The 23610-nt window shown below is 53.5% G+C and carries 19 protein-coding genes and 1 rRNA gene; 5 read left to right on the forward strand and 15 right to left on the reverse strand.

Features of this window, described 5'->3' with window-relative positions; all coding sequences use genetic code 11:
• Positions 1-71, reverse strand: a 16S ribosomal RNA gene (locus JM93_RS20550); the annotation flags it as partial.
• Between the two features lie 772 nt (positions 72-843).
• Here JM93_RS20550 and JM93_RS20555 point away from each other — a divergent pair.
• A complete protein-coding gene (locus JM93_RS20555) occupies positions 844-2817 on the forward strand; it encodes a M23 family metallopeptidase (RefSeq protein ID WP_145347388.1) in 1974 nt (657 codons plus the stop codon).
• 51 nt (positions 2818-2868) lie between these two features.
• Here JM93_RS20555 and clpB read toward each other — a convergent pair whose 3' ends face one another.
• From clpB to JM93_RS20585, 6 genes are all read right to left on the reverse strand, one after another.
• A complete protein-coding gene (gene clpB / locus JM93_RS20560; RefSeq protein WP_145347390.1) occupies positions 2869-5466 on the reverse strand; it encodes an ATP-dependent chaperone ClpB in 2598 nt (865 codons plus the stop codon).
• Positions 5467-5671: 205 nt separating this feature from the next.
• Complete coding sequence (locus tag JM93_RS20565; RefSeq protein WP_145347392.1) at positions 5672-6415, reverse strand: DUF4167 domain-containing protein; 744 nt, start codon at positions 6413-6415, stop codon at positions 5672-5674.
• Between the two features lie 361 nt (positions 6416-6776).
• A complete protein-coding gene (gene prmC, locus JM93_RS20570; RefSeq protein ID WP_145347394.1) occupies positions 6777-7622 on the reverse strand; it encodes a peptide chain release factor N(5)-glutamine methyltransferase in 846 nt (281 codons plus the stop codon).
• An 8-nt stretch (positions 7623-7630) separates the two neighbouring features.
• Positions 7631-8704, reverse strand: a complete 1074-nt coding sequence (gene prfA / locus JM93_RS20575) for a peptide chain release factor 1 (protein ID WP_145347396.1) — start codon at positions 8702-8704, stop codon at positions 7631-7633.
• A 41-nt stretch (positions 8705-8745) separates the two neighbouring features.
• On the reverse strand, positions 8746-11013 hold the full coding sequence (ptsP, locus tag JM93_RS20580) for a phosphoenolpyruvate--protein phosphotransferase (RefSeq protein ID WP_145347398.1): 2268 nt from the start codon (positions 11011-11013) through the stop codon (positions 8746-8748).
• A 66-nt stretch (positions 11014-11079) separates the two neighbouring features.
• Positions 11080-12330 carry an aspartate kinase gene (locus tag JM93_RS20585; protein WP_145347401.1) on the reverse strand — a complete coding sequence of 417 codons (1251 nt, stop codon included), beginning with the start codon at positions 12328-12330 and terminating at the stop codon, positions 11080-11082.
• Between the two features lie 173 nt (positions 12331-12503).
• Here JM93_RS20585 and ubiG point away from each other — a divergent pair, with 173 nt between their 5' ends.
• Together ubiG and JM93_RS20595 are read left to right on the forward strand one after the other, a co-directional pair.
• Positions 12504-13271, forward strand: a complete 768-nt coding sequence (ubiG, locus tag JM93_RS20590; protein WP_145347525.1) for a bifunctional 2-polyprenyl-6-hydroxyphenol methylase/3-demethylubiquinol 3-O-methyltransferase UbiG — start codon at positions 12504-12506, stop codon at positions 13269-13271.
• 95 nt (positions 13272-13366) lie between these two features.
• The gene (locus tag JM93_RS20595; protein WP_244300974.1) at positions 13367-13969 is read left to right on the forward strand and encodes an alpha/beta fold hydrolase; all 603 of its coding nucleotides are present in this window, start codon (positions 13367-13369) and stop codon (positions 13967-13969) included.
• Between the two features lie 4 nt (positions 13970-13973).
• Here JM93_RS20595 and JM93_RS20600 read toward each other — a convergent pair whose 3' ends face one another.
• From JM93_RS20600 to JM93_RS20615, 4 genes are all read right to left on the reverse strand, one after another.
• Entirely contained in the window at positions 13974-14492 is a 519-nt protein-coding gene (locus JM93_RS20600; protein ID WP_145347405.1) for a DUF1178 family protein, read from the reverse strand.
• Positions 14489-15343, reverse strand: a complete 855-nt coding sequence (locus JM93_RS20605) for a carbon-nitrogen hydrolase family protein (RefSeq protein ID WP_145347407.1) — start codon at positions 15341-15343, stop codon at positions 14489-14491. The genes JM93_RS20600 and JM93_RS20605 overlap by 4 nt, the downstream gene beginning before the upstream one ends.
• A gap of 30 nt (positions 15344-15373) precedes the next feature.
• A complete protein-coding gene (grxC, locus tag JM93_RS20610) occupies positions 15374-15631 on the reverse strand; it encodes a glutaredoxin 3 (protein WP_145347409.1) in 258 nt (85 codons plus the stop codon).
• A 110-nt stretch (positions 15632-15741) separates the two neighbouring features.
• Positions 15742-16530 (reverse strand): ComF family protein, encoded by a 789-nt coding sequence (locus JM93_RS20615; protein ID WP_244300965.1) that lies wholly within the window; start codon positions 16528-16530, stop codon positions 15742-15744.
• Between the two features lie 96 nt (positions 16531-16626).
• Here JM93_RS20615 and JM93_RS20620 point away from each other — a divergent pair, with 96 nt between their 5' ends.
• Complete coding sequence (locus tag JM93_RS20620; protein ID WP_145347411.1) at positions 16627-17487, forward strand: methyltransferase domain-containing protein; 861 nt, start codon at positions 16627-16629, stop codon at positions 17485-17487.
• Positions 17488-17493: 6 nt separating this feature from the next.
• Here the strand turns inward: JM93_RS20620 and JM93_RS20625 are convergent, their stop codons facing one another.
• The 4 genes from JM93_RS20625 to JM93_RS20640 all read right to left on the reverse strand — a co-directional run bounded on the left by JM93_RS20625 (position 17494) and on the right by JM93_RS20640 (position 20520).
• Positions 17494-17703 carry a Flp family type IVb pilin gene (locus JM93_RS20625; protein ID WP_145347413.1) on the reverse strand — a complete coding sequence of 70 codons (210 nt, stop codon included), beginning with the start codon at positions 17701-17703 and terminating at the stop codon, positions 17494-17496.
• A 31-nt stretch (positions 17704-17734) separates the two neighbouring features.
• Positions 17735-18142 carry a (deoxy)nucleoside triphosphate pyrophosphohydrolase gene (locus tag JM93_RS20630; protein ID WP_145347414.1) on the reverse strand — a complete coding sequence of 136 codons (408 nt, stop codon included), beginning with the start codon at positions 18140-18142 and terminating at the stop codon, positions 17735-17737.
• Positions 18143-18226: 84 nt separating this feature from the next.
• Positions 18227-19468, reverse strand: a complete 1242-nt coding sequence (gene argJ / locus JM93_RS20635) for a bifunctional glutamate N-acetyltransferase/amino-acid acetyltransferase ArgJ (RefSeq protein WP_145347417.1) — start codon at positions 19466-19468, stop codon at positions 18227-18229.
• A 167-nt stretch (positions 19469-19635) separates the two neighbouring features.
• On the reverse strand, positions 19636-20520 hold the full coding sequence (locus tag JM93_RS20640) for a peptidylprolyl isomerase (RefSeq protein ID WP_145347419.1): 885 nt from the start codon (positions 20518-20520) through the stop codon (positions 19636-19638).
• Between the two features lie 294 nt (positions 20521-20814).
• Between JM93_RS20640 and secA the strand changes: the two genes are divergently transcribed.
• Positions 20815-23601, forward strand: a complete 2787-nt coding sequence (gene secA, locus JM93_RS20645) for a preprotein translocase subunit SecA (protein WP_145347421.1) — start codon at positions 20815-20817, stop codon at positions 23599-23601.
• Positions 23602-23610 lie beyond the last annotated feature (9 nt).

Consider the following 23610-nt stretch of genomic DNA (forward strand, 5'->3'; position numbering starts at 1 on the left):
GACCGTTCGACTTGCATGTGTTAAGCCTGCCGCCAGCGTTCGTTCTGAGCCAGGATCAAACTCTCAGGTTTAACTTAAAAGTCCAATCACAGGCTGCTTTAATCAATCGCTATAAAGCACTCAAACAATCGCATCTCTGCGACCGTGAATTAACAAGAGCTCAACTAACTCAAGGCCCTAAAACCCCAAGCCAATCGGCTTCCTTGTTTGAAAGATCAGCGTACCTGCGTAACTCTTAAAACATCCCAGGATAAATACCCCAGAACCGCAAGAGCAACGCCGTCCACGCTTCCCTTCCTTCAATACCAAATTGTCAAAGAACAGGGACAAAATCCCTAGGAGTTCAGCCGAAGCTGTGAAAACAAGCTCGTCGCCTGAAGAGGCAGCCGATCTGATTTTCTGGTAGAACCGACAGCGAGACGCACCGCGTTTCAGCGGCACCGCCGTCGATGGGTGGGTTATACGCACAGCCTTTTTGGGAGTCAACACAGATTGTCAAAAAAGATTCATATAGCGGATTCTTCCGCCCCCCTATCTCATAGAGAGCGAGCGCACCAAAAAAGCCCGGAAAGGCTTGGCATTCCTTTGGGCGTTTGAAACTCAGCCCGTTTTCATGCCAACCTTTGTTGCGGATCCATCTCAGCGGTCAATGAGCCCAAATATTACCAAACCATGCTCGAGAGAAACCAAAAGCCGCTCAATACGCTATGGCTGTTGCCAACCAACAGGGCTGGTTGAGGCGCAGGGCTGGAAAGAAATGGCAGGGATGTGTATAGAGTATGATCGGCGCTCCCCGGGGGGCGCTTAATGTCTTCGTCATTAGAACCGGAAATTTAGCCTCGGATGCATTTCGCCCCGTTCAAGAATTCGCACACTTTCGCGGTAGACCTCGGCGAACACCCCCCATTGATCGCCGGGGAGGACAAAAGCCTTCTGCATGACCGTAAAAGCGTTTCCATTCGCTGGTTAACCGGGACGATCCTAACTGGTGTCACTTCGCTGGTATTGATGGGCGGTGCTCTTTTTTCCGCCCTTGATGGGCAATACAGCGTCTCAGCGGCGACAGGCTTTGGGAGCGACCGTGTCGCAGGCGACGCGGGCCGCGGAACGCTCCCTGGCTCGAAGGGTGACCGGATGATCAAAACGGCCGCCGAGTTCGCGAACAAACAAGTTGTCCCGGTTAACGTGGTCACCCGCGACGGCGACAAAGAGCATATTCGTGTCAAACCATACGCGCTAGTAACTTCGAGCCTTGCAACACGAAAAGAGACGGAGCTGGCGCAGCAAATACCGGCTTTCAATCCGCTAAATATGTTTTCTGAAAATCAAGACGTCCCCGAGCGAAACCCGAGCAATGCAAGTTTCTCGGACTCGATCTACGGCGCAAAGGTGGAAGGGGAAGTCAGCATCACGCTCGCGCGCTTCCCAGCAAACAGCGGTGATATTGATTTTGAAGAAACTCCCTCAGAAGCAGAGGTTGAGTTGAGCGTTCGAGAGACGGCTCGCTTTATGACCGACCAAGCCGAAAACCCGACGGTGAGCGCTCTTTTTGATCCAGGCCGTTTCGACTTCAATCTGGCGCGCCAGCCTGAGCTGCAGCGCTATGCTGTGCGTATCACACCAGAAAACGTGTCGTTTGTCTCAAAAAGGGATGAGGACATCCGTTTTGCGGGTATGGATGAAAAGATTGTCCCCCTCACAGAAGACATGGATCTGTTCGACGTCATGCGGGACAACGATGCGACCGAACAAGAAGCAGAGCTGATTCAGTCCGCGTTCGACCTTCTATATAATGTCACATCCTTGTCCGATGGCCAAAGGCTAAGGATCGCCTATGCGCCTGTCGCGGACGGCTCTGGCCGGATGCGCCCTGAACGCGTGAGCCTTTACTCTGATACCGTACACCGTGCGACAATCGCAAAATCCGATACAGGCGCCTATATCAAAGCCAACGCACCGACGACTTTTCTGGCCGACGCTTTTGCGGAAGCGGACCGGATTTCATACGGTGGCCCAACCCCGGCGCTGTATGACAGCATCTACCAGACTGCACTGGAACAAGACCTCTCTGAACCTTTGATCGACGAGCTGATTCGGATCTTCTCGTTTGATGTCGACTTCAATTCGCGCGTCCAGCCAGGCGACTCGCTCGAGGTGTTTTTTGCAGAAGAAAATATTTCAGATGGGCCGCCGGAAGTGTTGTATGCAGCTTTGAACACCGGCAATTCAGAGCGCAGATTTTACAGGTTCCGCACACCGGATGACGGTGTGGTTGACTATTACGATTCCAACGGTCAAAGCGCCAAGAAATTTCTCATGCGCAAACCGCTATCCAGTGGACGCTTCCGATCGGGCTTTGGCATGCGGCGACACCCAATCCACAAATACAAGAAAATGCATACCGGGGTTGACTGGGCAGCTCCGCGTGGCACCCCCATTATGGCCGCGGGCAACGCGACTGTAGTCAAGGCGGGTTGGAGTTCTGGATACGGCCGCAGGATCGAACTGCGCCACGCCAATGGGTATACAACGACGTATAGCCATATGACGGGTTTTGCGAAGGGTGTGCGCGAGGGTACCAAGGTCAGCCAAGGCCAAATCGTCGGCTATGTTGGATCAACGGGCTTGTCTACCGGCCCGCATCTCCACTACGAAGTCTTGGTAAATGGCCGTTTTGTTGACCCAATGAGGATCAGGCTGCCCCGCGGCCGCGTCCTCGATGGCGATATGCTCACAGCGTTTGAGACGGAACGACAACGCATTGATGCATTGCTTGACCGGGCCCGCCCGCCATCGAGGGTCGCTTCGGCGCAGTAATGCAGCCAGTATGAAAGCCCGGTAAAAAGCCGGGCTTTCGTTTTGTGCACTTTAAGCTGCGGCGCTGGCGTCTGTATCGGCAGCAAACACAAGCCGATCTCCCCCAGCACTTACATTGATGACCTGACCATCCTTAAACTCACCAGATAGGAGCTTCTCGGCCAAGGGATCTTGAACATCCTTTTGGATGACCCGCTTCAACGGGCGCGCGCCATAAGCTGGATCGTACCCTTTTTGTGCAAGCCAGCCAATGGCGCCATCATCCAGCTGAAGCACGATTTTGCGTTCTTTGAGCAGACCGCGCAGGCGTTCAAGCTGAATCTCGACAATATCGGTCATCTGATTCCTCTGTAGACGATGAAACAAGACGATCTCATCAAGGCGGTTCAAAAACTCGGGCCGAAAGTGACCACGAACACTCTCCATCACCTGATCACGTACCGCATCGGTATCCTGCCCCTCCGGCTGACTGACCAGAAACTCCGCACCCAGATTCGATGTCATAATGATCAACGTGTTACGGAAGTCGACTGTCCGGCCCTGACCATCGGTCAGGCGTCCATCGTCCAGAACCTGCAACAACACGTTGAACACGTCGTTGTGAGCCTTTTCGATTTCATCGAACAAAACAACCTGATACGGACGCCGCCGGACGGCCTCTGTGAGAGCACCACCTTCCTCATATCCAACATAGCCTGGCGGTGCACCGATCAACCGGGAGACCGAGTGCTTTTCCATGTATTCGGACATGTCTAGCCGAACCATCGCACTATCATCGTCGAATAAAAAGTTGGCCAGCGCTTTGGTCAATTCGGTCTTGCCGACACCAGTCGGACCGAGGAACATGAAAGAGCCGATTGGTCGGTTCGGATCTTGAAGACCAGCCCGTGCCCGCCTGACAGCCGTCGAGACTGCATGGATAGCTTCCGCCTGTCCAATAACACGGCCGGCCAAAACATCTTCCATCCGTAGGAGTTTGTCTCGCTCGCCCTCCAGCATCTTATCAACCGGAATGCCGGTCCATTTCGAGACAACCTGCGCCACATGCGATGAGGTCACCGCTTCATCAACCATGGCATCTTTGTCTTCCGAGGACTCAGCTTCGGCCAGCTTGCGCTCAAGCTCAGGCACGACACCGTAGGCAAGCTCGCCAGCTTTCGCGAGGTCCCCTTGGCGTTGCGCAATTTCTAGATCAATCCGCGCTTGCTCCAGCTGCTCTTTGATCTTTTGCTCAAGATTCAGTTTTTCCTTTTCCGACTGCCAGCGCCGTGTCAGTGTAGAAGACTCTTCTTCAAGGTTGTTCAGCTCTTTTTCCAGATTAAACAAACGGTCTTTCGCTGCCTCATCATCTTCGACCTTAAGAGCTTCGCGTTCGATCTTGAGCTGAATTATCCGCCGGTCCAACTCATCCAATTCCTCAGGTTTGGAATCCACCTGCATCCGCAAACGGCTCGCTGCCTCGTCAACCAAATCAATGGCCTTGTCGGGCAAAAAACGGTCGGTGATGTACCGGTTGGAGAGGGTTGCCGCTGAGACAATCGCAGAATCCGTTATCCGAACACCATGATGAAGTTCGTATTTTTCTTTGATTCCACGCAGTATCGAAATCGTGTCTTCAACTGTAGGCTCACTTACAAAGACAGGCTGGAACCGCCGAGCGAGGGCTGCATCTTTTTCGACGTGTTTTCGGTATTCATCCAGCGTCGTCGCGCCCACACAGTGAAGTTCACCACGTGCAAGTGCTGGCTTGAGCAGATTGGACGCGTCCATGGCTCCGTCCGCTTTACCAGCGCCGACGAGTGTATGCATCTCATCAATGAACAGGATGATGCCACCAGCAGCGGCCTCGACTTCTGACAGGATAGCCTTCAGGCGCTCTTCGAACTCACCACGATACTTGGCGCCGGCAATCAATGCGCCCATGTCAAGTGCTAGCAATTGTTTGTCTTTCAAAGACTCAGGCACATCACCATTGACGATTCGCAAGGCAAGGCCTTCCGCAATCGCGGTCTTTCCAACGCCAGGCTCACCAATCAAGACCGGATTGTTTTTTGTCCGGCGAGACAGCACCTGGACTGTTCTGCGTATTTCTTCGTCGCGTCCAATGACCGGATCAAGCTTACCGTCACGTGCAACCTCTGTCAGGTCACGGGCATACTTTTTCAAGGCATCGTACTGATTTTCGGCAGTCGCGCTGTCAGCTGTCCTACCTTGCCGAAGCTGATTAATCGCCTCATTGAGCGCGTTCGGCGTGACACCCGCTTTAGCCAGCAGTTTGCCGGCATCGGATTGCGTATCCATAGCCAATGCAAGAACCAAGCGTTCAACCGTGACGAAGCTATCGCCTGCTTTCTCAGCGATTTTCTCCGCTTGATCAAACACCCGCGCAGTTGCTGCGGACAGATACAGCTGACCGGAGCCTCCTGAAACGGTCGGCATTTTGTCAAGCAACGCCTGCAGTTCAGCTTGCGCCAGTTTTAAGTCACCGCCAGCTTTTTGAACGAGACCGCCAGCCAAACCTTCTTTGTCGTCGAGCAAAACTTTAAGGATGTGCTCCGGCGTGAACTGCTGGTGGCCTTTTCCCAGTGCGAACGTCTGGGCAGCTTGAATAACGCCTCTTGCACGCTCTGTGTATTTCTCAAAATTCATTCGTCTAACCTCCTTAACGCCGGCACCACCCGAAGCATGGTCGGCGTTCAAGATTGCAAGCCCCTGTTGACGGGCACCCGCACGGCCCTTACGCGCCGCACTTTAGATATAGTGTTGCAAAAGAACAACAAAAGAGGCTGACAGCACAACAGACAACAAAAAACGGCGCCCAGTCGGCGCCGTTCTATCCGATAAAACAATTTTGTTATTCGCCAGCGGCAACGGCCTCTTCTTCGGCAGGAGCTGCTTCCGCAACTTTCGCCCGTCGTGGCCGCGTTGTGCGCCGTTTTGGTTTAGCATCTTCTCCTGCATCATCCGCAGCAGAAACATCAGCGCCACCATCAACTGCAGAATCGTCAGATGTTGCTTCGGACGTCCGCTTTGTAGTTCGGCTACGGGTGCCTCGCGCTCGGCGCTTCGGCTTCTCTTCGCCGGCATCTGCGTCGGCAGAAGCACCATCGGCTGAGGCGCCATCGGCAGCTTGGCCATTTAGCTGACCAGCCTCATCGATGGTTGGCATGCTCTCAATAAACGGTTGCGGACTATCCTCTTCAACCATGGTCGGCTGTTCACGACCATTGGTCGGATTTCCACGTTCATGACGCTGACGCTCGCTGGAGCCGTTCTGGTTCCCGTGACCATTTGCGGCCTGGCCGTCCGAGGCTTCATCATCTTGGCGCGTTACCTGCTGGTTTGGCTGCGATTGAGCCTGGGCAGCAGCTACGATTCGCAGATAATGCTCAGCGTGCTGGTTGTAGTTCTCAGACATAATCCGGTCGCCCGATGCCTGCGCATCTCGAGCAAGTTGCTGGTACTTTTCCGCTACATGAAGAGCGGTCCCGCGAATTTTGACGTCTGGACCATTCGATTCATAGGTCCGGGTGAGCGGATTAGGTCCTTTGCGGCCCCGTCCGCGCATGCGCTTGTTGCTTTGATTTCCTGGTCTCATCCTGCCGTTTTCTCTTAAGGAACGGCGACCGGCGTAACGCTGGTCAAACATCGGAATTGCCTAAAACCGATACGAAATAATTACCGATACCAAAGGTGATGGTCAGCGGATGTCACGTATAAACAGAGTTTTGCCGTCCCGCACTCGAATGCGCGTTTAGGCGTTACAAAAGTGACAGTCCGAATGTCCGGATGCTATGTTGAACAAAAGTCCAAAACGCGAGAATTAGCGCTTGTACCCGTGTTACCTCTCAGGCAGCCCCTGCGTCACACAAGATCACATTTCCGGTGTCGGCAGTTGGAAACTAGCGTGTTCTGTCACGTTTTCCAAGTGCTTTTTCACACCTAGCCGAAAACCAGCGTCACTTTGCAATTAGACCGGTAATAACCCTTGGCTTTCCGGCTAAATCATAAATGGTTTCAACATCTAAGAAGGATGCCTCCCTGAGCAAATGAGCTACTGCAGCTTCTTGATCGAAACCGATTTCAAACGCGACACGGCCATTTTTTCTTAGCACACGCGCTGAGTGGGCCAATATCGCCCTGTAGGCATCTAGACCATCTGCGCCACCGTCCAGAGCCGCAACTGGATCAAATTTCCGAACCTCCGGATCAAGCTCGTTGACCACATTCGTTCTGATGTAAGGGGGGTTGCTGACCAGACAGTCAAGACCCTGCGAAACCGCACTGCAGAAATCGGAGCGAGCGACCAAAAGTCTGTCATGGACCATGTGACGCTGAGCGTTATGCTTCGCACATATCAGTGCCTGCTCTGAGATATCTGTCGCAACGCCAATCCAAGCCGGGCGTTCATTTAGGAGGGCGATTGCAATCGCTCCTGTTCCGGTTCCAACATCGACAAAACGAAACCCTCGGTTGGTGGGCGAACGTTCGAGAATGACATCGACAAGGATTTCTGTATCGGGTCGAGGTTCAAGGGTTGCATCATTGAGCCGAAATTCGAGACCGTAGAATTCCCGCATTCCCAAAATGCGCCCAACCGGCCAACCTTCAAGGCGTGCTTCGGAGTACGCGAGTGCCCTGCGACGCACCTCTCCGGTGGCGACAAGATCTTCACAGATAACAACGTTGCTTGGAGGAATACCGGCCGCGTACCCGACCAAAATGCGCGCATCCAATTCCGGTGTCGCCAATCCAGCTTTCCGAAACCGGTCACGCAAAGTGCGGTAGAGCGGCCCAACATGCATCACAGCTATCAAACTTCTTCTGTAGCAAGAAGCGTTGCCTGGTGGTCCATAATCAGAGCCTCGATGATTTCATCCAAGGCTTCACCGGCGATCACCTGCTCCAATTTGTAGAGAGTCAGGTTAATCCGGTGGTCAGTGACCCGGCCTTGAGGAAAATTGTAGGTTCTGATTCGCTCCGATCTGTCGCCGGATCCAACCTGAAGACGGCGTGCTTCAGTCCGCTCGCTTGCCGCTTTTTCGCGCTCTTCATCATAGATACGAGCACGTAGAAGCTGCATGGCTCGCGCCTTGTTCTTGTGCTGAGAACGCTCGTCCTGGACCGCGACAACGATACCAGTTGGTATGTGGGTAATTCGAACAGCTGAATCAGTTGTGTTAACGTGCTGCCCACCCGCACCAGATGCCCTGAAGGTATCAATGCGCAAATCGCTGTCCTGAATATCGACGTCCACATCCTCAGCCTGGGGCAAAACGGCGACCGTGGCCGCCGAGGTATGGATGCGCCCTCCAGATTCGGTTGCGGGAACACGCTGCACACGGTGGACACCGGATTCGAATTTGAGCCGGGCGAACACATTGTCTCCAGAAACGGAAGCAATTACTTCCTTGAAGCCGCCGACTTCACCTTCGCTTGCGGACAGGATTTCCACCTTCCACCCGCGCAACTCCGCATAGCGCTGGTACATTCTGAAAAGATCGCCAGCAAATAGCGCGGCCTCATCGCCTCCCGTCCCGGCGCGGACCTCCAAAATGGCGTCATTTGAGTCGGCCGCATCCTTTGGCAACAAGCCAAAACGCACATCCTGTGACAGGGTTTCGACCTTTTCAGCCAATTCCTGTTGCTCGGCCTCCGCGAGTTCGCGCATATCGAAATCTGTAGCAGGGTCATCCAGCATCGCTTGCGCGTCCGCAAGGTCGGCTTCCGCTCTATCTAGCTCGCGGATCTTGTGGACAAGTGGCTCAAGACCTGCGTACTCGCGCGATAATTTTACATAACTATCCGGATCCGCTCCTGCCGACATTTGATGTTCGAGCTCGGCAAAGCGATCCAAAAGCAGGTTCAGTTTCTGACGCGCCAGCATAAGCGCAAGTCTCCTTCCAAAACTGGAATGTCTTTAAGCAGCTATAGCGCGACGTCGAGTTCAGCGGCGAAGCGCCTTAAATAGGTCCGGATATCTGTGTCGGGGTGTCCGGGCTCAAGCCTTGGAAGCAAGCGAGCTGACAAACGGCCCGCATCAAGCGTTCGCAACATGGCTTTGACCGGGCCTAATGATGCCGGCGACATCGACAGGTCCCGATAGCCGAGGCCGATAAGCGCCATAGCTTCTAAAGGGCGGCCAGCCAGTTCTCCACACAACGTCACCGGCACATGCGCCTTGTTTGCCGCATCCACGATCCGCTTTAGCGCCCTCAGGAACCCAACACCCAATACATCAAACCTGTCCGCAACCCGTGTGTTTCCCCGATCGGCAGCGCAGAAAAACTGGAACAAATCATTGGATCCGACAGAGATAAAATCGACCTGATCCATGAGTTCATCCAGCTGAAAAAGCAAGGATGGCACTTCAACCATGACACCCAGCCGGATGTTCTCAGGGGTTGCGTGACCGTGGCGGCGTAGATGCTTGACTTCCTTGTCGACGAGCTCTCGAGCTTGCCTAAACTCATCCACCTCCGCAATCATCGGAAACATGAGCTTAAGATCTCGGCCAGAGGCGGCATTCAACAGCGCGCGTATCTGCGTGCGCAGCAAACCTGGCCGATCCAACCCAAGACGCAGTGCCCGCCATCCCATGGCAGGGTTTTCTTCCTGTATCGACCTCAAGTAGGGCAACACTTTATCACCACCGATGTCGAGCGAACGGAAGGTGACGGGTTTGTCCCCAGCGGCTTCAAGAACCTGTTCGTATTGGAGCTGCTGCTCACGCATACGCGGAAACGAAGAAGCCACCATAAATTGCAATTCGGTACGGTAAAGACCTACTCCAGCAGCCCCCGCCTCTGCGAGATGCGGCAGGTCTACCAGCAAACCCGCATTCATTTGCAGCGTTATCTCAACGCCATCCTTGGTGAGTGACGGTTTGTTTCGCAAACGCCGGTATTGCGCCTGCCGACGCGCCCTAAACCTGACCTTCTCCGCATAAGCATTTTCAACATCGGAAGCCGGTCTAAGGTGAACTTCCCCGGCATCGCCATCGACAATAATTGCATCACCGGCATCTGCCAGGCTAACGATGTCTTCAACCTGACCGACCATCGGAATCCCGAGAGCCCGGCTAACAATCGTGATGTGGCTAGTTGGGCTTCCCTCTTCCAATACGAGGCCACGAACCCGATCCCGCCCGTAGTCAAGCAATTCGGCTGCGCCCATGTTGCGGGCCACAATGATCGCGTCTTGCGGCAGTTCAGACGATCCCGGACCGTGTTGCCGGCCCATGAGCTCCCGAATCAGACGATGCGCCAGATCATCCAGATCATGCAGGCGCTCACGCAAATAGGGATCGGTTTGCCGCAACATGCGTGCGCGTGTGTCGCTTTGGACCTTCTCGACAGCTGCTTCGGCAGTCAGGCCATTGTGGATCGCCTCTTCAATCTTCCGGATCCAGCCGCGGTCATAGGCAAACATCCTGTAAGCTTCGAGAACATCGCGATGCTCGCCTGTAGCAGCAATTTCACCGCTTGCAAGTAGGTCGTCAATCGAAAGCCTCAGCCGGTTGATTGCACCTTCTAAACGCTCGCTTTCAGCATCGACATCCTCAGCGATCAGATTGGTAACAACCACCCTCGGTTCATGCAGGACTACGTGCCCTAGACCAACACCCTCGGCCAAGCCAATGCCCGGTGCGTGGATCGGCCGGGACAAATCAAGCCCGGTATCCTTTTGCGAGATCGCTTCAAGTTCTCCTGCGGCAACCATTTCTGCGATTACCATCGCGGTGGTTTGCAGTGCCTCAACTTCGTCTTCCAGATAGGTCCTGTGCGACTGGTTCTGAACTACTAGAACCCCGAGTGTCCGGCCTGCACGTAGAATGGGCACGCCCAGGAAAGAATTATAAGCTTCTTCGCCCGTTTCGGGCAGATAAGCAAACCCAGGGTGAGCACGCGCATTTGGAAGGTTTAGTGGACGCGCCTCTGCGGCGATCAAACCAACGAGACCTTGGCCGACCCGGAGCGACGCTTTGTGAACCGCATCGCTGTTCAACCCTTCAGTAGCATAGAGTTCAAGAACGCCGTCAGCCCTCAAGATGTATACTGAACACACCTCGGCGACCACGTTCGACGCGATCAAAACCACGATCTTGTCGAGCCGCTCCTGCGCCTTGATCGGCTCCGCCATAACCTCGCGAAGCCGGCGGAGCAACAAGCGCGGACCGGCCAGGTTGCTACGCATCGCCTACCCCGTCTTGCCCCGGATGCGGGATGGCGTCTTGAACCACCGCAACCACTATGGGAATATTTATCCGTCCAACCCGTATAGCGAATGGAGAGTCCGGACCGCAAGTTCCGTGTATGCGGAATCAATGAGCACTGAGATCTTGATCTCAGAAGTTGTGATCGCCCGTATATTGATGCCCTTTTCAGCCAAACCCCGGAAACACTGAGCTGCTATACCGGCATGAGAGCGCATGCCGATACCGATTACGGACACTTTTACAACGTCAGTGGCACCTTCGAGGTTCTGGAATCCGATCTCTCCCCGGTTATCTTCAAGAACCGAAATGGCGCGAATATAGTCGGCCTCCGGTACTGTGAACGTAATATCGGTGGTCTTGCCATCCGGCGAAATGTTCTGAACGATCATGTCCACGTTGATGTTCGCATCAGCCAGCGGCCCGAATACAGATTCAGCCACACCTGGTTTGTCCGCGACGTCGCGGATGGATATTTGTGCTTCGTCTTTGGCAAAAGCAATGCCAGTCACAACTTGCTGTTCCACGAGTTCGTCCTCGTCGCAGATTAAAGTACCGGGTGGGAGTCCGCCGTTTCCAACTTGAGGGGCGTCTGGATCGTCGAAGCTGGACCGTACGAAAGTGCGTACGCCGTGCACCATAGCCATTTCGACTGAACGGACTTGGAGGACCTTCGCGCCAAGTGAGGCCATTTCCAGCATTTCCTCGAACGAGACGCGATCTAGTCGTTTTGCCTTTGGCACAATCCTTGGGTCCGTGGTGTAGACACCGTCTACATCCGTATAAATATCACAACGGTCGGCCTTCACGGCTGCCGCGATCGCAACAGCGCTTGTGTCAGAACCGCCACGACCGAGTGTGGAAATACGGTTATCGGGAGATATCCCTTGAAACCCGGCAAGAACAGCAACTTGGCCCTGAGACAATCGTTCGCTCAGAAAATCAGCATCAATCTCCTTGATCCGGGCTGCACCGTGGTTTTCATCGGTCTTGATGGGAACTTGCCAGCCTTGCCACGAGCGGGCATTCACGCCCATGTCTTGCAGCACAACTGCCAGTAGCCCGGAAGTTACCTGTTCTCCGGAAGCAACGACCGCATCATACTCACGAGCATCATGTAACGGAGATGCTTCGCGGCAAAATTCGACGAGTTTGTTGGTCTGACCTGCCATTGCCGAGACAACAACAGCTACCTCATTGCCAGCGTCCACCTCACGCTTGACATGACGGGCAACATTCCGGATGCGATCAAGGTCGGCAACCGACGTGCCGCCGAATTTCAAAACCAGTCGCGCCATTAGGGTCGTTTTCTTTATTATCAGAACACAGAACGCGCCTGCGCCCTGTTCAATCGGCGGACATGCATACAGGCACAGTCCTCTCGCCGCAACCATACGCCTTGACAAAAGTCGAGCCACCCTAGATCGAACGCTAGGTGTATTTCTATACGCAGGCCTTGAAGGGAACAGAAATGAACGACTCCGCGACCAGTCAGAAAGCCGGCACGACCATTGACGATAAAGAAGTGGCGCGATTTTCAGCATTGGCTGCTGAGTGGTGGAACCCAGCCGGAAAATTCAAGCCTTTGCACAAGTTCAATCCTGTGCGGCTGGCCTATATCAAACGGGAGGTCTGCCGGCATTTTGGGAGGGACCCAAAAGCAGTAGATGCGTTCAATGGATTGCGTTTTTTGGATATCGGCTGCGGCGGTGGGCTGTTGTGCGAACCCATGGCTCGTCTCGGCGCCGACATCGTAGGTGCGGATGCGTCTGAAACCAACATCAAGGTTGCCCGCCTTCACATGGAACAGTCCGGATTGGAAATAGATTACCGGGCGGAGACTGCGGAAAAGCTTGAAGCCGACGGAGAAAGCTTCGATGTCATTTTAAACATGGAAGTGGTCGAACATGTGTCTGACGTACCGCTGTTCTTGTCGGCGACGGCAAATATGGTCCGTCCAGGCGGCCTGATGTTCGTAGCAACGATCAACCGAACACTGAAAGCGTATGCCTTGGCCATCGTTGGAGCGGAGTACGTCCTTCGTTGGCTACCCAAAGGAACCCATAGCTATGAGAAGCTGGTAAAGCCGTCCGAAATTGAAGGCCCTCTCGAAGCTTCTGGCATGCAAGTTATCGATCGGTCAGGTGTGAGCTTTAATCCTCTCACCGATACATGGAGCCAGTCCAAGGACATGGACGTGAATTACATGTTGTTGGCAGAGCGTTTAACTAAATCATGAGCGGAAATTACCATCCGATTGTTTTTGTTCCTGGGCTTTTGTGCACCGAGGCCGTTTTTGCGCCTCAAATTGCATCCCTTGCCGATACTCCAATAATGGTTGCCAACCATTCACGGCATGAAACCATCTCGGACATTGCAAGAGACATTCTCAATTCAGCGCCAGCGGAGTTCACACTCGTCGGATTGTCGATGGGTGGCTACATCGCAATGGACATTCTCAGAACCGCTCCGCAACGGGTTTCAAAACTCATTCTCATGGATACGAATGCCCGGCCGGATACAGCTGATCAAACAAAACGGCGGGAATTCCTGATTGGCCTCACCCAGAAAAAAGGCTTCCATAAAGTTCCGCACCTTTTATATCCGGGCTTCGTTCATAAAAGCAGGGAGGAAGACTTTACCCTTCGTCAAACGGTGGTGAATATGGCTATGGATACGGGCAGCGAAGCTTTCATACGCCAAAAAAGAGCGATAATCGCGCGTCCGGATTCCCGGCCTCATCTGCCGGCTATCAAGTGTCCAACACTCATCATTGTCGGCGACGGTGACACGTTAACACCACCCCAACTTGCAGAAGAAATCCATGGACTCATCCCAGGCAGCCAGCTGACGCTGATTGAAAACAGCGGCCATTTGCCAACACTGGAACAGCCAGAACACACAACAACCGTTGTCCGAAACTGGCTTGGTTTTTAAGGGATCAGTTCTTGTCTTCCGGCAACCGAGGCAACGCAACGACCGGAATACCTTCCTCTAACAGAGCTTTGGCGTTGTCCGGTGTGGTTTCACCGTGGATCGGGCTGACACTCTTTTCGCCGTAATGCATCTTTCGCGCCTCTTCCGCGAAGTTGGACCCTACATACCTTGAATCTTTCAGCAGTTGCTCCTTGACGCTGCGCAGAGTCGATACGAATTCTGCAAGCTTTTCAGGCTGGCCGAAATCGGATGGTGTTTCCAAGTTCGCCACGTTTGTACACTCGCGGGCATCTGAGAGACTGTTAGAGGCTTCCTTTTTCTCGTCAGGATTGGAGCTCAATGCTTTTTGGCGAGCTGTCGAAACGGCGGGCGCCATTAGGCTTTTCTCAATCTTCTCCGACCCGCAGACCGGACAAGTCAAAAGCTTCTTTCGACGCTGTTCATCGAAATCGGCCGAACTTCTGAACCAAGCATCAAACCGATGGCTTACCCCTTCCTCGCATTGCAAGCTGTACCGGATCACGCGCGGGTCTCCGCCGCTCTAAAATCACCACTGATTTCAAACTCTTTGTCGTTTTGAAGAGAGGGGATACGCTGCCGCGCTCGGGTAGAAGATTCCGGATCAATCATTGCTGTCATGTAGCCCGGTTCGTTGTTGTCGAGTTCTGCCAGTACGTCTCCCCAAGGCGAAACGATTATACTGTGGCCATACGTTTCCCGGCCATCTTCATGCAGTCCGCCTTGTGCTGCGGAAACGACGAAAGAGGTGTTTTCGATGGCCCTAGCGCGCTGTAGTACGTGCCAATGTGCCTGCCCGGTTTGTTGGGTGAACGCCGCAGGGGCCGTTAACATAAATGCGCCAGCCTTTGCTTGTGCCCGAAAAAGTGTCGGGAAGCGAATGTCGTAACAAATAGCGACACCGAATCGTATCCAGGGAAGGTCGCAACAGACTGCCGAATTGCCGGGCTGGTATGTCGCAGATTCTCTCCAGCTCTCCCCACCCGGCAAATCAACGTCAAACATATGAATTTTGTCGTACCGCACAGCCACAGAGCCCTCAGGTGAAATGACAAAGGCCCTGTTGACAATCTTGCCATCCTCCCGAAGCACAGCCAAAGAGCCGATATGCAGCCAAATAGAGAGTTCATCGGCAAGGCGCTTGAAAGCTTTCAACGAAACGTCCTGCCACTCAGCTGAGATCCGGTCGAGCAACTCAGCTTTCGAGCCAACAAGCAAGTTTGTCATCTCAGGTGTTTGTATGTAGGTCGCTCCGTCTGCTGCCGCTTGCTTGATCAACGCGCTCGCCTGCAGAGAGTTTTCGGACGGGTTTTTCCCGCTGCGCATCTGAACGCAAGCAGCCCTAAAGGCATTCATTCGACTTCCAATCTGGTTCGCTTTTGGCCGTTATGCCGCCAACATTCCATCAAGTTTACCCGCGCGATCGATATCGAATAAATCGTCGCAGCCACCAATATGCTGGCCGCCGATAAAAATCTGAGGAAATGTCGAGCGGCCATTTGCCTCTTGAATCATCTTTTTCCGCAGGTCCTGGTCAAAGGTGGCGTCACGTTCCACATACTGGACGCCCTTTTTGTCCAAAAGGTTTTTGGCGGCAGTGCAAAAACCACAAAGCTGGCGTGTGTAAATTACTACATTGGCCATCGAACTACCTCACATAATCTGTCAGCAAAAGCTTTCATGCGTATATGTGAAATGAAGTAGGAAACACAAGCAGTGTCATGCTTGCCCGTGCATTCGGTGCCTTTTGGAGGTCAAGGCAGATTTGTTTGATTTGCCGTTGTATCCGCCATTGAGAAAGTCAGAACATCTACCGAAGAAGCGCCTGCGGACAGAAGCGCTCGCACACAGGTGCGAACCGTCGATCCAGTGGTAAAGACATCATCTACCAGCAGAACCCTCTGAGATGAAATCACAGGCGCAGACGCGGCTTTCACCCGGAACGCGCCCCGCACATTTTTTGCGCGCTCTTTTCCGGTCAACCCAACTTGATTCTGAGTGCGGCGGGTACGCTGCAGACCACTTATCTCAATGGGATATCCCGTATAAGCTGCAATCTCATTCGCCAGATCAGCGGCCTGATTGAACCTTCTTTCGACCAAGCGGGTCCAATGCAAGGGCACGGGAATAATTATACTTCGTTCTTGTAAGATGTCTTTGCCCGCGCGCACCATCATCTCAGCCATTGGCTTGGCAAGCTCACGGCGCCGCCCGTATTTTAATTTGTGAACACACTCACGTGCGGAACCTGAAAACAGTGTTGCTGATCGTGAGCGTGCAAACAGAGGCGGATCGGAGATGGCCTTCGGACTTAATGCACCCGCTCCCATGTGATGTACGAACGGAATGCCTAATTGCTCACAGAACGGGCGTTCAATAAGCGGTAAGTCTTTCCAGCAGTTCGGGCAATAGGCGCCGCCCCTGTCTGTCGCAGCGCTACAAATCAAGCATCGCGGCGGCAATAAAAAATCGAGGCTGGACTTAGACGCGCTGGTTAATAAACCGACGCATTTGTACCGCAAGTCTCTGGCCCAACTACTCAATTGACAGGACTCATAAAAACAGGACTTCAAGAGCGAATTGACCAAATCGAACCTTATGCCATATGTCGCGAGGCGCACAGGTCTCCGGAGCAAAAAATGCAACAAGTAGAAATCTTTGATCGCAACGCTGTCAAAAAAAGGCGAACACGCGCGGTCAGACAATTTCGTCCTGGCGCCGATTTTATCGCAGCCATAGCCGCCGCTGATATTGCTGAACGCCTTGCGCCGATCAATCGCAGCTTTGATGTTGCAATTGACCTAGGCGGCCACAATGATGCCGTCTGCGACGTGTTGAAATCCAGTGGAAAAACAAAACACGTTTTCAGTGGTGATTTGTTTGTAGCAAACACCCATCGTCGGGCAACGGACTTCGTCTTTGACGATGCGCTACCACCGTTGGCAGACGGCTGTTGCAATCTTATCCTCTCAGCGTTGACCCTTCATGCTGTAAACGACCTACCGGGCAGCCTGGTCCAACTTCGTCGGGCCCTTCGTCCGGACGGTCTGCTGTTGGCAACGCTGGTCGGTGGGGACACGCTACACGAACTCCGAGACGTCTTGATGCGGGCCGAACTTGAGATGATGGGTGGCGCAGCTATCCGTGTGGCACCTTTCACCGACACGCGAGATGCGGGTGCCTTGCTCCAACGTGCCGGCTTTGCGCTCCCCGTCGCCGATAAGGACAGCATTATTGTCCGCTATGACAACATGTTTGGTTTGCTGAACGACTTGCGCGCCATGGGTTCAACCGCCGCACTAGCGGACCAAGGCTCGCCATTGAGCCGCCAGACCCTTTTTAAGGCCGCGGAGATTTATGCGTCTGACTATGCGGATGAAGATGGCCGGATACGGGCGACCTTCGATCTGATCACGTTATCTGGCTGGGCAGCGCATGAAAGCCAGCAAAAGCCCCTTAAACCAGGCTCCGCTCAAAAGCGCCTAAGTGATGTGCTCTAAAAAGGATCAGCTGTTTATTTCAGAAAGTGCGCTATTCACGGGCTCGTAGAAGTTATTGTTGAGCGACTCGGATATCGCGATTAAAGCCGTGATTATGCTGATCCCTACCAAGAGCGTGATGAGCCCATATTCGATGGCCGTGGTCCCATCTTCATTCGAAATGAAAGCTTTGCACTTCTTTAATAGGCTATCGCGAATTCTCTTAACTCCAGCCATTTGCACAAAACCTCACTGAAACTCATTTGTACTAGCTAGGCACAAGATCCATCAGGTGTGGAATTAACGGCTCGTCCGCCGCGGGCATCGGATAATCGCGAAGCCGATTTGGCCGAACCCACTTGATCTGCTGCTTTTCCCGCCCGGATGGAAACCCGTCCCATCGCCTGCATACATAAAGGGGCATCAAGAGGTGAAAATCTTCATAAGTGTGACTGGCAAACGTGAGTGGAGCCAGACACGCTTCATTAACCGTAATGCCAAGCTCTTCCCGCAATTCCCGGATCAGTGTTTCCTCCGGGCGTTCGTCCTTTTCTACTTTGCCCCCTGGAAACTCCCACAAACCAGCCATCGCTTTGCCTTCGGGCCGTTGTGCAAGCAGAATCCGCCCATCGGGGTCGACCAGTGCGCAAGCGGAAACCAACACCATTCGGGTCATAAAAACCGTCCCAAAATTCGACAAATTGTTCGGAAAATGGAAACCATAACGTCCAAGATTTTAATCATTTTGTGTGCTGGATTGCTAGCTACGGTAATCACCGTTGATCTCTACATATTCTTTTGTGAGATCACATGTCCAAACGGTAGCTTGCCCTGTTCCAAGCCCAAGATTGACGCGAAGTGTAATATTTTCAGCTTTCATGATCGCGCTTGTTGCTTCCTCGCTGTAGCAAGGGTCACGCTCTCCTTGAAAAGCCACTCGGACGTCACCAAACCAAATCGACAAGCTGTCGCGGTCTGCACGTTCACCGGCCTTACCGACCGCCATCACGACTCGTCCCCAATTGGCGTCTTCACCGGCAATGGCAGTCTTGACCAACGGCGAATTTGCAATCGACAGCGCAATTCTTTTTGCTGACACATCACTTTCGGCGTCTTCAACTTCAATTTGCACGAATTTTCGCGCGCCCTCACCGTCTTTGACAATCTGATGCGCTAAATCTGACATGACATCCCCGAGCGCGGAACGGACCACATCGATACGCGGGTCATCCATCTCGTTTATCGGAGCTATGCCTTTCTCAGCAGCCGATCCGGTCGAGAAGAGCAGCACCGTGTCAGAGGTCGAAGTATCGCTATCTACAGTGATCGCGTTAAAAGAGCCCTCAACCCTTTCTGACAAAAGTGTTTGCATGACATGGGAACTGATATCTGCATCGGTGAATATGAATGACAGCATTGTCGCCATGTCCGGTGCGATCATACCGGCACCTTTGGCAATGCCGTTGATGGTTATCTTTTGGCCATCCAGATCTACGTTTGCGGTAGCAATCTTTGGATAGGTATCAGTCGTCATGATCGCCCGGGCCGCCTCCAGCCAGGTTGCCGGCTTATCTGCAGCTACTAAATCGTCGATGACAGACGAAAACTTATCGGCAGGCAACGGCTCTCCGATTACTCCTGTCGAGGCCAGAAGAACCTCTTCATCCAGGCACCCAAGCGCTTTTGCAGCGATTCTGGCAGAAAGCGCGACAGCGTCCGCTCCCTTTTTTCCGGTGAAAGCGTTTGCGTTGCCCGAATTCACCAAAAGGCCTCGTGCGGTTCCACGTTTCAAAATCGATTTGCACCAATCAACGGGGGCCGAAGGGCATTTTGATTTGGTAAAAACACCGGCAACTTTGGTGCCTGGTCTAAAATTGGCCAACAGAACATCAGCGCGACCGGAGTACTTTATTCCAGCTTCGCCCGTTGAAAACGTGACACCACCTATGTCCGGCAATTCCGGGAAAGCGGTCGGCGCGAGCGGCGAAATCTTGGCAGACATAGATGTTCTCAGGACAGTGTTGGCACGTAATGAGCCATGCCCTACCAGACAAACGCGTGCAAGCGATACTGAAAGTTTGGCGCGATGACCCGAAATGATCCGCGCATAGTAACAACCCGGCCTCTTAAGTATAAAGGCCGGGCCATTTCTCTACAGCAGTAATAACGTCACTCTGCTAGGTCATCTGTCTCGCCATTGGACGGCTGAGCGAGTGTTTCATCCAGGATCTCGACGTCGATATCCGCTTTCAACGCCTCCATTTCCTGCTCATAACGCTCTCGGACTAACGCCTGGCGGAGATTGGTTTGCACCTCTTCCAGTGCCGGCTTGGGCTGCCGGCGTTTGTCTTCAAGTTTGATAACGTGCCAGCCAAACTGCGTTTCGACAGGTTCTTCGGTGTACGAACCCGGCTCCAGCGCAAACACAGCGTCTTCGAAAGGCTTCACCATCTGCCCTCTTGTGAAATAGCCTAAATCACCGCCGTTTGCGCCCGAAGGTCCGGTAGACTTCTCTTTAGCAAGCTCAGCGAAATCAGCACCGCCGTTCAACTGCTGAATGATATCATCCGCTATAGCTTTGTCCTCGACCAGAATGTGACGGGCATTCAACTCCTCATCCCCTTCATAGTCGGCATACTGTTCATCATAGGCGGCTTGTAGATCCTCATCCGAAATACCACCGTCGATTTTTTGCGCAAGATAAGCATTTCGCAGCGCCCGAAGCGTCAGAAAATCGATTTGCTTTTGGAAATCGTCCCCTTTGTCTATGCCCTCACGCCGGGCCGCTTCTGCAAGAAGCTCCATGTCCACCAAGACATCGAGGAGAATTGCTCTCCATTGTGCTGGCGGGAACCTTTGGAGCTCCGACCCAAGGTCTTGCGCCGCGAACGCGATATCCGCTTCCGTAATTTCTGCATCACCCACTTTGGCTATGACGTCATCGGGCTCTGCTGCATGCAACCCGCCAACACTCGGCAATGCTGTTCCGAGCGATACAGCAAACATCGTGGCAACGAGCAGCCGAACAGGACGGCGCGAAGTTAGTCGGAACATATGATGTCCTTCGGTAATTAGTTCTGGGGTTTCTCTAGCACGGACCAGCCGCTCGTATCTAAGAAAGGCAGGACGCCGTCTGGCCAGCAACTTTGCGCGTCCGCACAGCGTTGACAAGCATTCTAGCCCCTCTTATCTGTCGAACGGCTCCAATCCGGTTGGGGCATGACCTTTTCTACGGTTTGTCTACCAGGGCCATGAGCCAGCTCAGACCGTGGACAACAATTGAGACGATTTCATGGGCAGGCCGTCATCAGCCAACAAGGACGCCGCCCAACAAGAAAGGACCGCCGCATGGCCGGCCTTGGCGCGCTAGCACGAAAGATTTTTGGATCCTCCAACGACCGGAAGGTCAAAAGCTACAGGGCTCAGGTCGACAGGATCAACGCTCTGGAAGCCGAAATGCAAAGCCTGAGCGATGATCAGTTGAGAGCCCGGACAGGCGAGTTCAAAGAACAGCTGGAAAACGGCGCCAACCTAAACGATTTGGTGGTTCCGGCATTTGCAACAGTCCGAGAAGCTGCGAAACGCGCTCTTGGCCAACGGCATTACGATGTTCAGCTAATCGGCGGCATGGTCCTCAATGAAGGCCGCATTTCCGAGATGCGGACCGGGGAGGGTAAGACACTCGTTGCAACGGCACCAGTGTATTTGAATGCGTTGGCCGGCCGAGGTGTTCACGTTGTGACCGTAAATGACTATCTGGCACAACGCGATAGCGACTGGATGGGTCAAGTCTACCGTTTTCTTGGGTTGTCCGTTGGGTGCATAACCCACGGGCTGTCCGACGAACAACGCCGGGCCGCCTATGAGGCTGACGTCACTTATGGCACCAACAACGAGTTTGGGTTCGACTACCTTCGCGACAACATGAAGCACGATCGTCAATCGATGGTTCAGCGTGATCACGCGTACGCCATCGTGGACGAAGTTGATTCTATTTTGATCGACGAAGCCCGTACACCGCTCATCATCTCCGGCCCATTGGAAGATAGGTCCGACTTCTACAACACCGTAGATGCATTCATTCCGATGTTGACCGAGGAAGACTTCGAACTGGATGAAAAGCAGCGTGCGGCAACCTTCACAGAGGCGGGCAACGAGAAGCTGGAAACGCTGCTTGCAGAGGCGGACCTTCTCAAGGGCGATTCCCTTTATGACGTGGAGAACGTGTCTGTCGTACACCATCTCCAGCAGGCCTTGAAAGCGCATAAACTTTTCCAGCGAGACAAAGACTACATCGTCCGAAATGGTGAGGTGGTCATAATTGATGAGTTCACTGGTAGGATGATGCCCGGACGCCGGTTCTCAGAAGGGCTTCACCAAGCCCTGGAGGCGCGCGAAAAAGTACGCATCCAGCCAGAAAACCAGACCCTTGCATCCATCACTTTCCAGAACTACTTCCGCATGTACGACAAGCTGGCGGGCATGACCGGTACAGCCTCGACAGAAGCTGACGAGTTCATGGACATTTACGGCCTGGAAGTCCTCGAAATTCCAACCAATGTCGCCGTTAAGCGTATTGACGATGATGACGAAGTCTATCGCACGTTTGAAGAAAAATTCGCCGCAATCGTCAAGCTCATTGACGATTGCAAAGAGCGCGGGCAGCCGATTCTGGTAGGCACAACGTCCATCGAAAAATCCGAGTATCTTGCCGAGCTGCTCAAAAAGCACGGGTACAAGCAGATCGATGTTTCAGATCCGAAGGCAATCGCTGACGCTCAGAAACAGGAAGGCGGCAAGTCTAAGGTCTTCTCTGTTTTGAACGCACGCTATCACGAACAGGAAGCTTCAATTATCGCTCAAGCCGGTTTGCCGGGTGCTGTAACCATCGCAACAAACATGGCGGGGCGAGGCACGGACATTCAGCTCGGCGGAAATGCCGACATGCAAATCAGCATCGAACTGGGCGACGTGCCCGAGGGCGAGGAACGCACGCGCCGCGAAGCCGAGATCAAGGCCGAGATCGAAGAGAAGAAAAAGCAGGCGCTAGCAGCCGGTGGTCTCTACGTTATTGGAACTGAACGTCATGAGAGCCGGCGCATTGACAACCAGCTTCGTGGCCGATCAGGACGTCAAGGTGATCCTGGCCACTCAAAATTTTTCTTGTCGCTGCAAGATGACCTGATGCGGATTTTCGGATCTGAACGCATGGATTCGATGCTGCAAAAACTCGGTCTTGAAGAGGGTGAAGCAATCATTCACCCGTGGATCAACAAGGCGCTTGAGAAAGCGCAGCAGAAAGTCGAAGCGCGCAACTTCGATATCCGTAAGAATCTCTTGAAATTCGACAATGTTATGAATGACCAGCGCAAGGTCGTTTTTGAACAGCGCATCGACCTTATGGATGGCGACAACCTGCAGGAAACAGTCAGCGACATGCGTCACGACGTGATCGAGAGTCTTGTCGGTCGCCACATTCCCGAACGCGCCTATCCTGAGCAGTGGGATACAGAGGGACTTCAAGAAGAAGTCAGAACAATTCTCAATCTTGATCTTCCGGTGACAGACTGGGCCGCTGAAGAAGGCATTGCGGAAGAAGAGGTCAAAGACCGCTTGCGCCGCGCCGCAGATGAGGCCATGGCGCAAAAGGTCGCCAGATATGGACCGGACATCGTTCGACAGTTGGAGAAAATGCTCCTCCTCCAGACGCTCGACAATCTCTGGCGCGAGCATCTGTCCAATCTGGATCATCTGCGATCTGTTGTCGGGTTCCGCGGGTATGCGCAGCGAGATCCGCTGCAGGAATACAAGACCGAAGCCTTTACCCTATTTGAATCTATGCTTTCGCAACTCCGCGAAACGACAACCTCTCAGTTGCTGAAGGTTGAGCTGGTTCAGGAACAGGCCCCGGCATTCCAACAAGCGCCGGAATTGCCGGAAATGCATGCACATCACATTGATGCGACGACAGGCCTTGATGAGATGGCACAAGCAGATGCGCAACTCGCGCCAAACCGCCCTTCAGCCGAACGGAATCCTGAAGACCCAAGCACATGGGGCAAAGTCGGGCGAAATGAGGCCTGTCCATGTGGCTCAGGAAAAAAATTCAAACACTGCCACGGTGCACTCGTGTAATTGATCATA

This window comes from Roseibium hamelinense, from assembly GCF_007830545.1.
In the GTDB taxonomy this organism is placed as follows: Bacteria; Pseudomonadota; Alphaproteobacteria; order Rhizobiales; family Stappiaceae; genus Roseibium; species Roseibium hamelinense.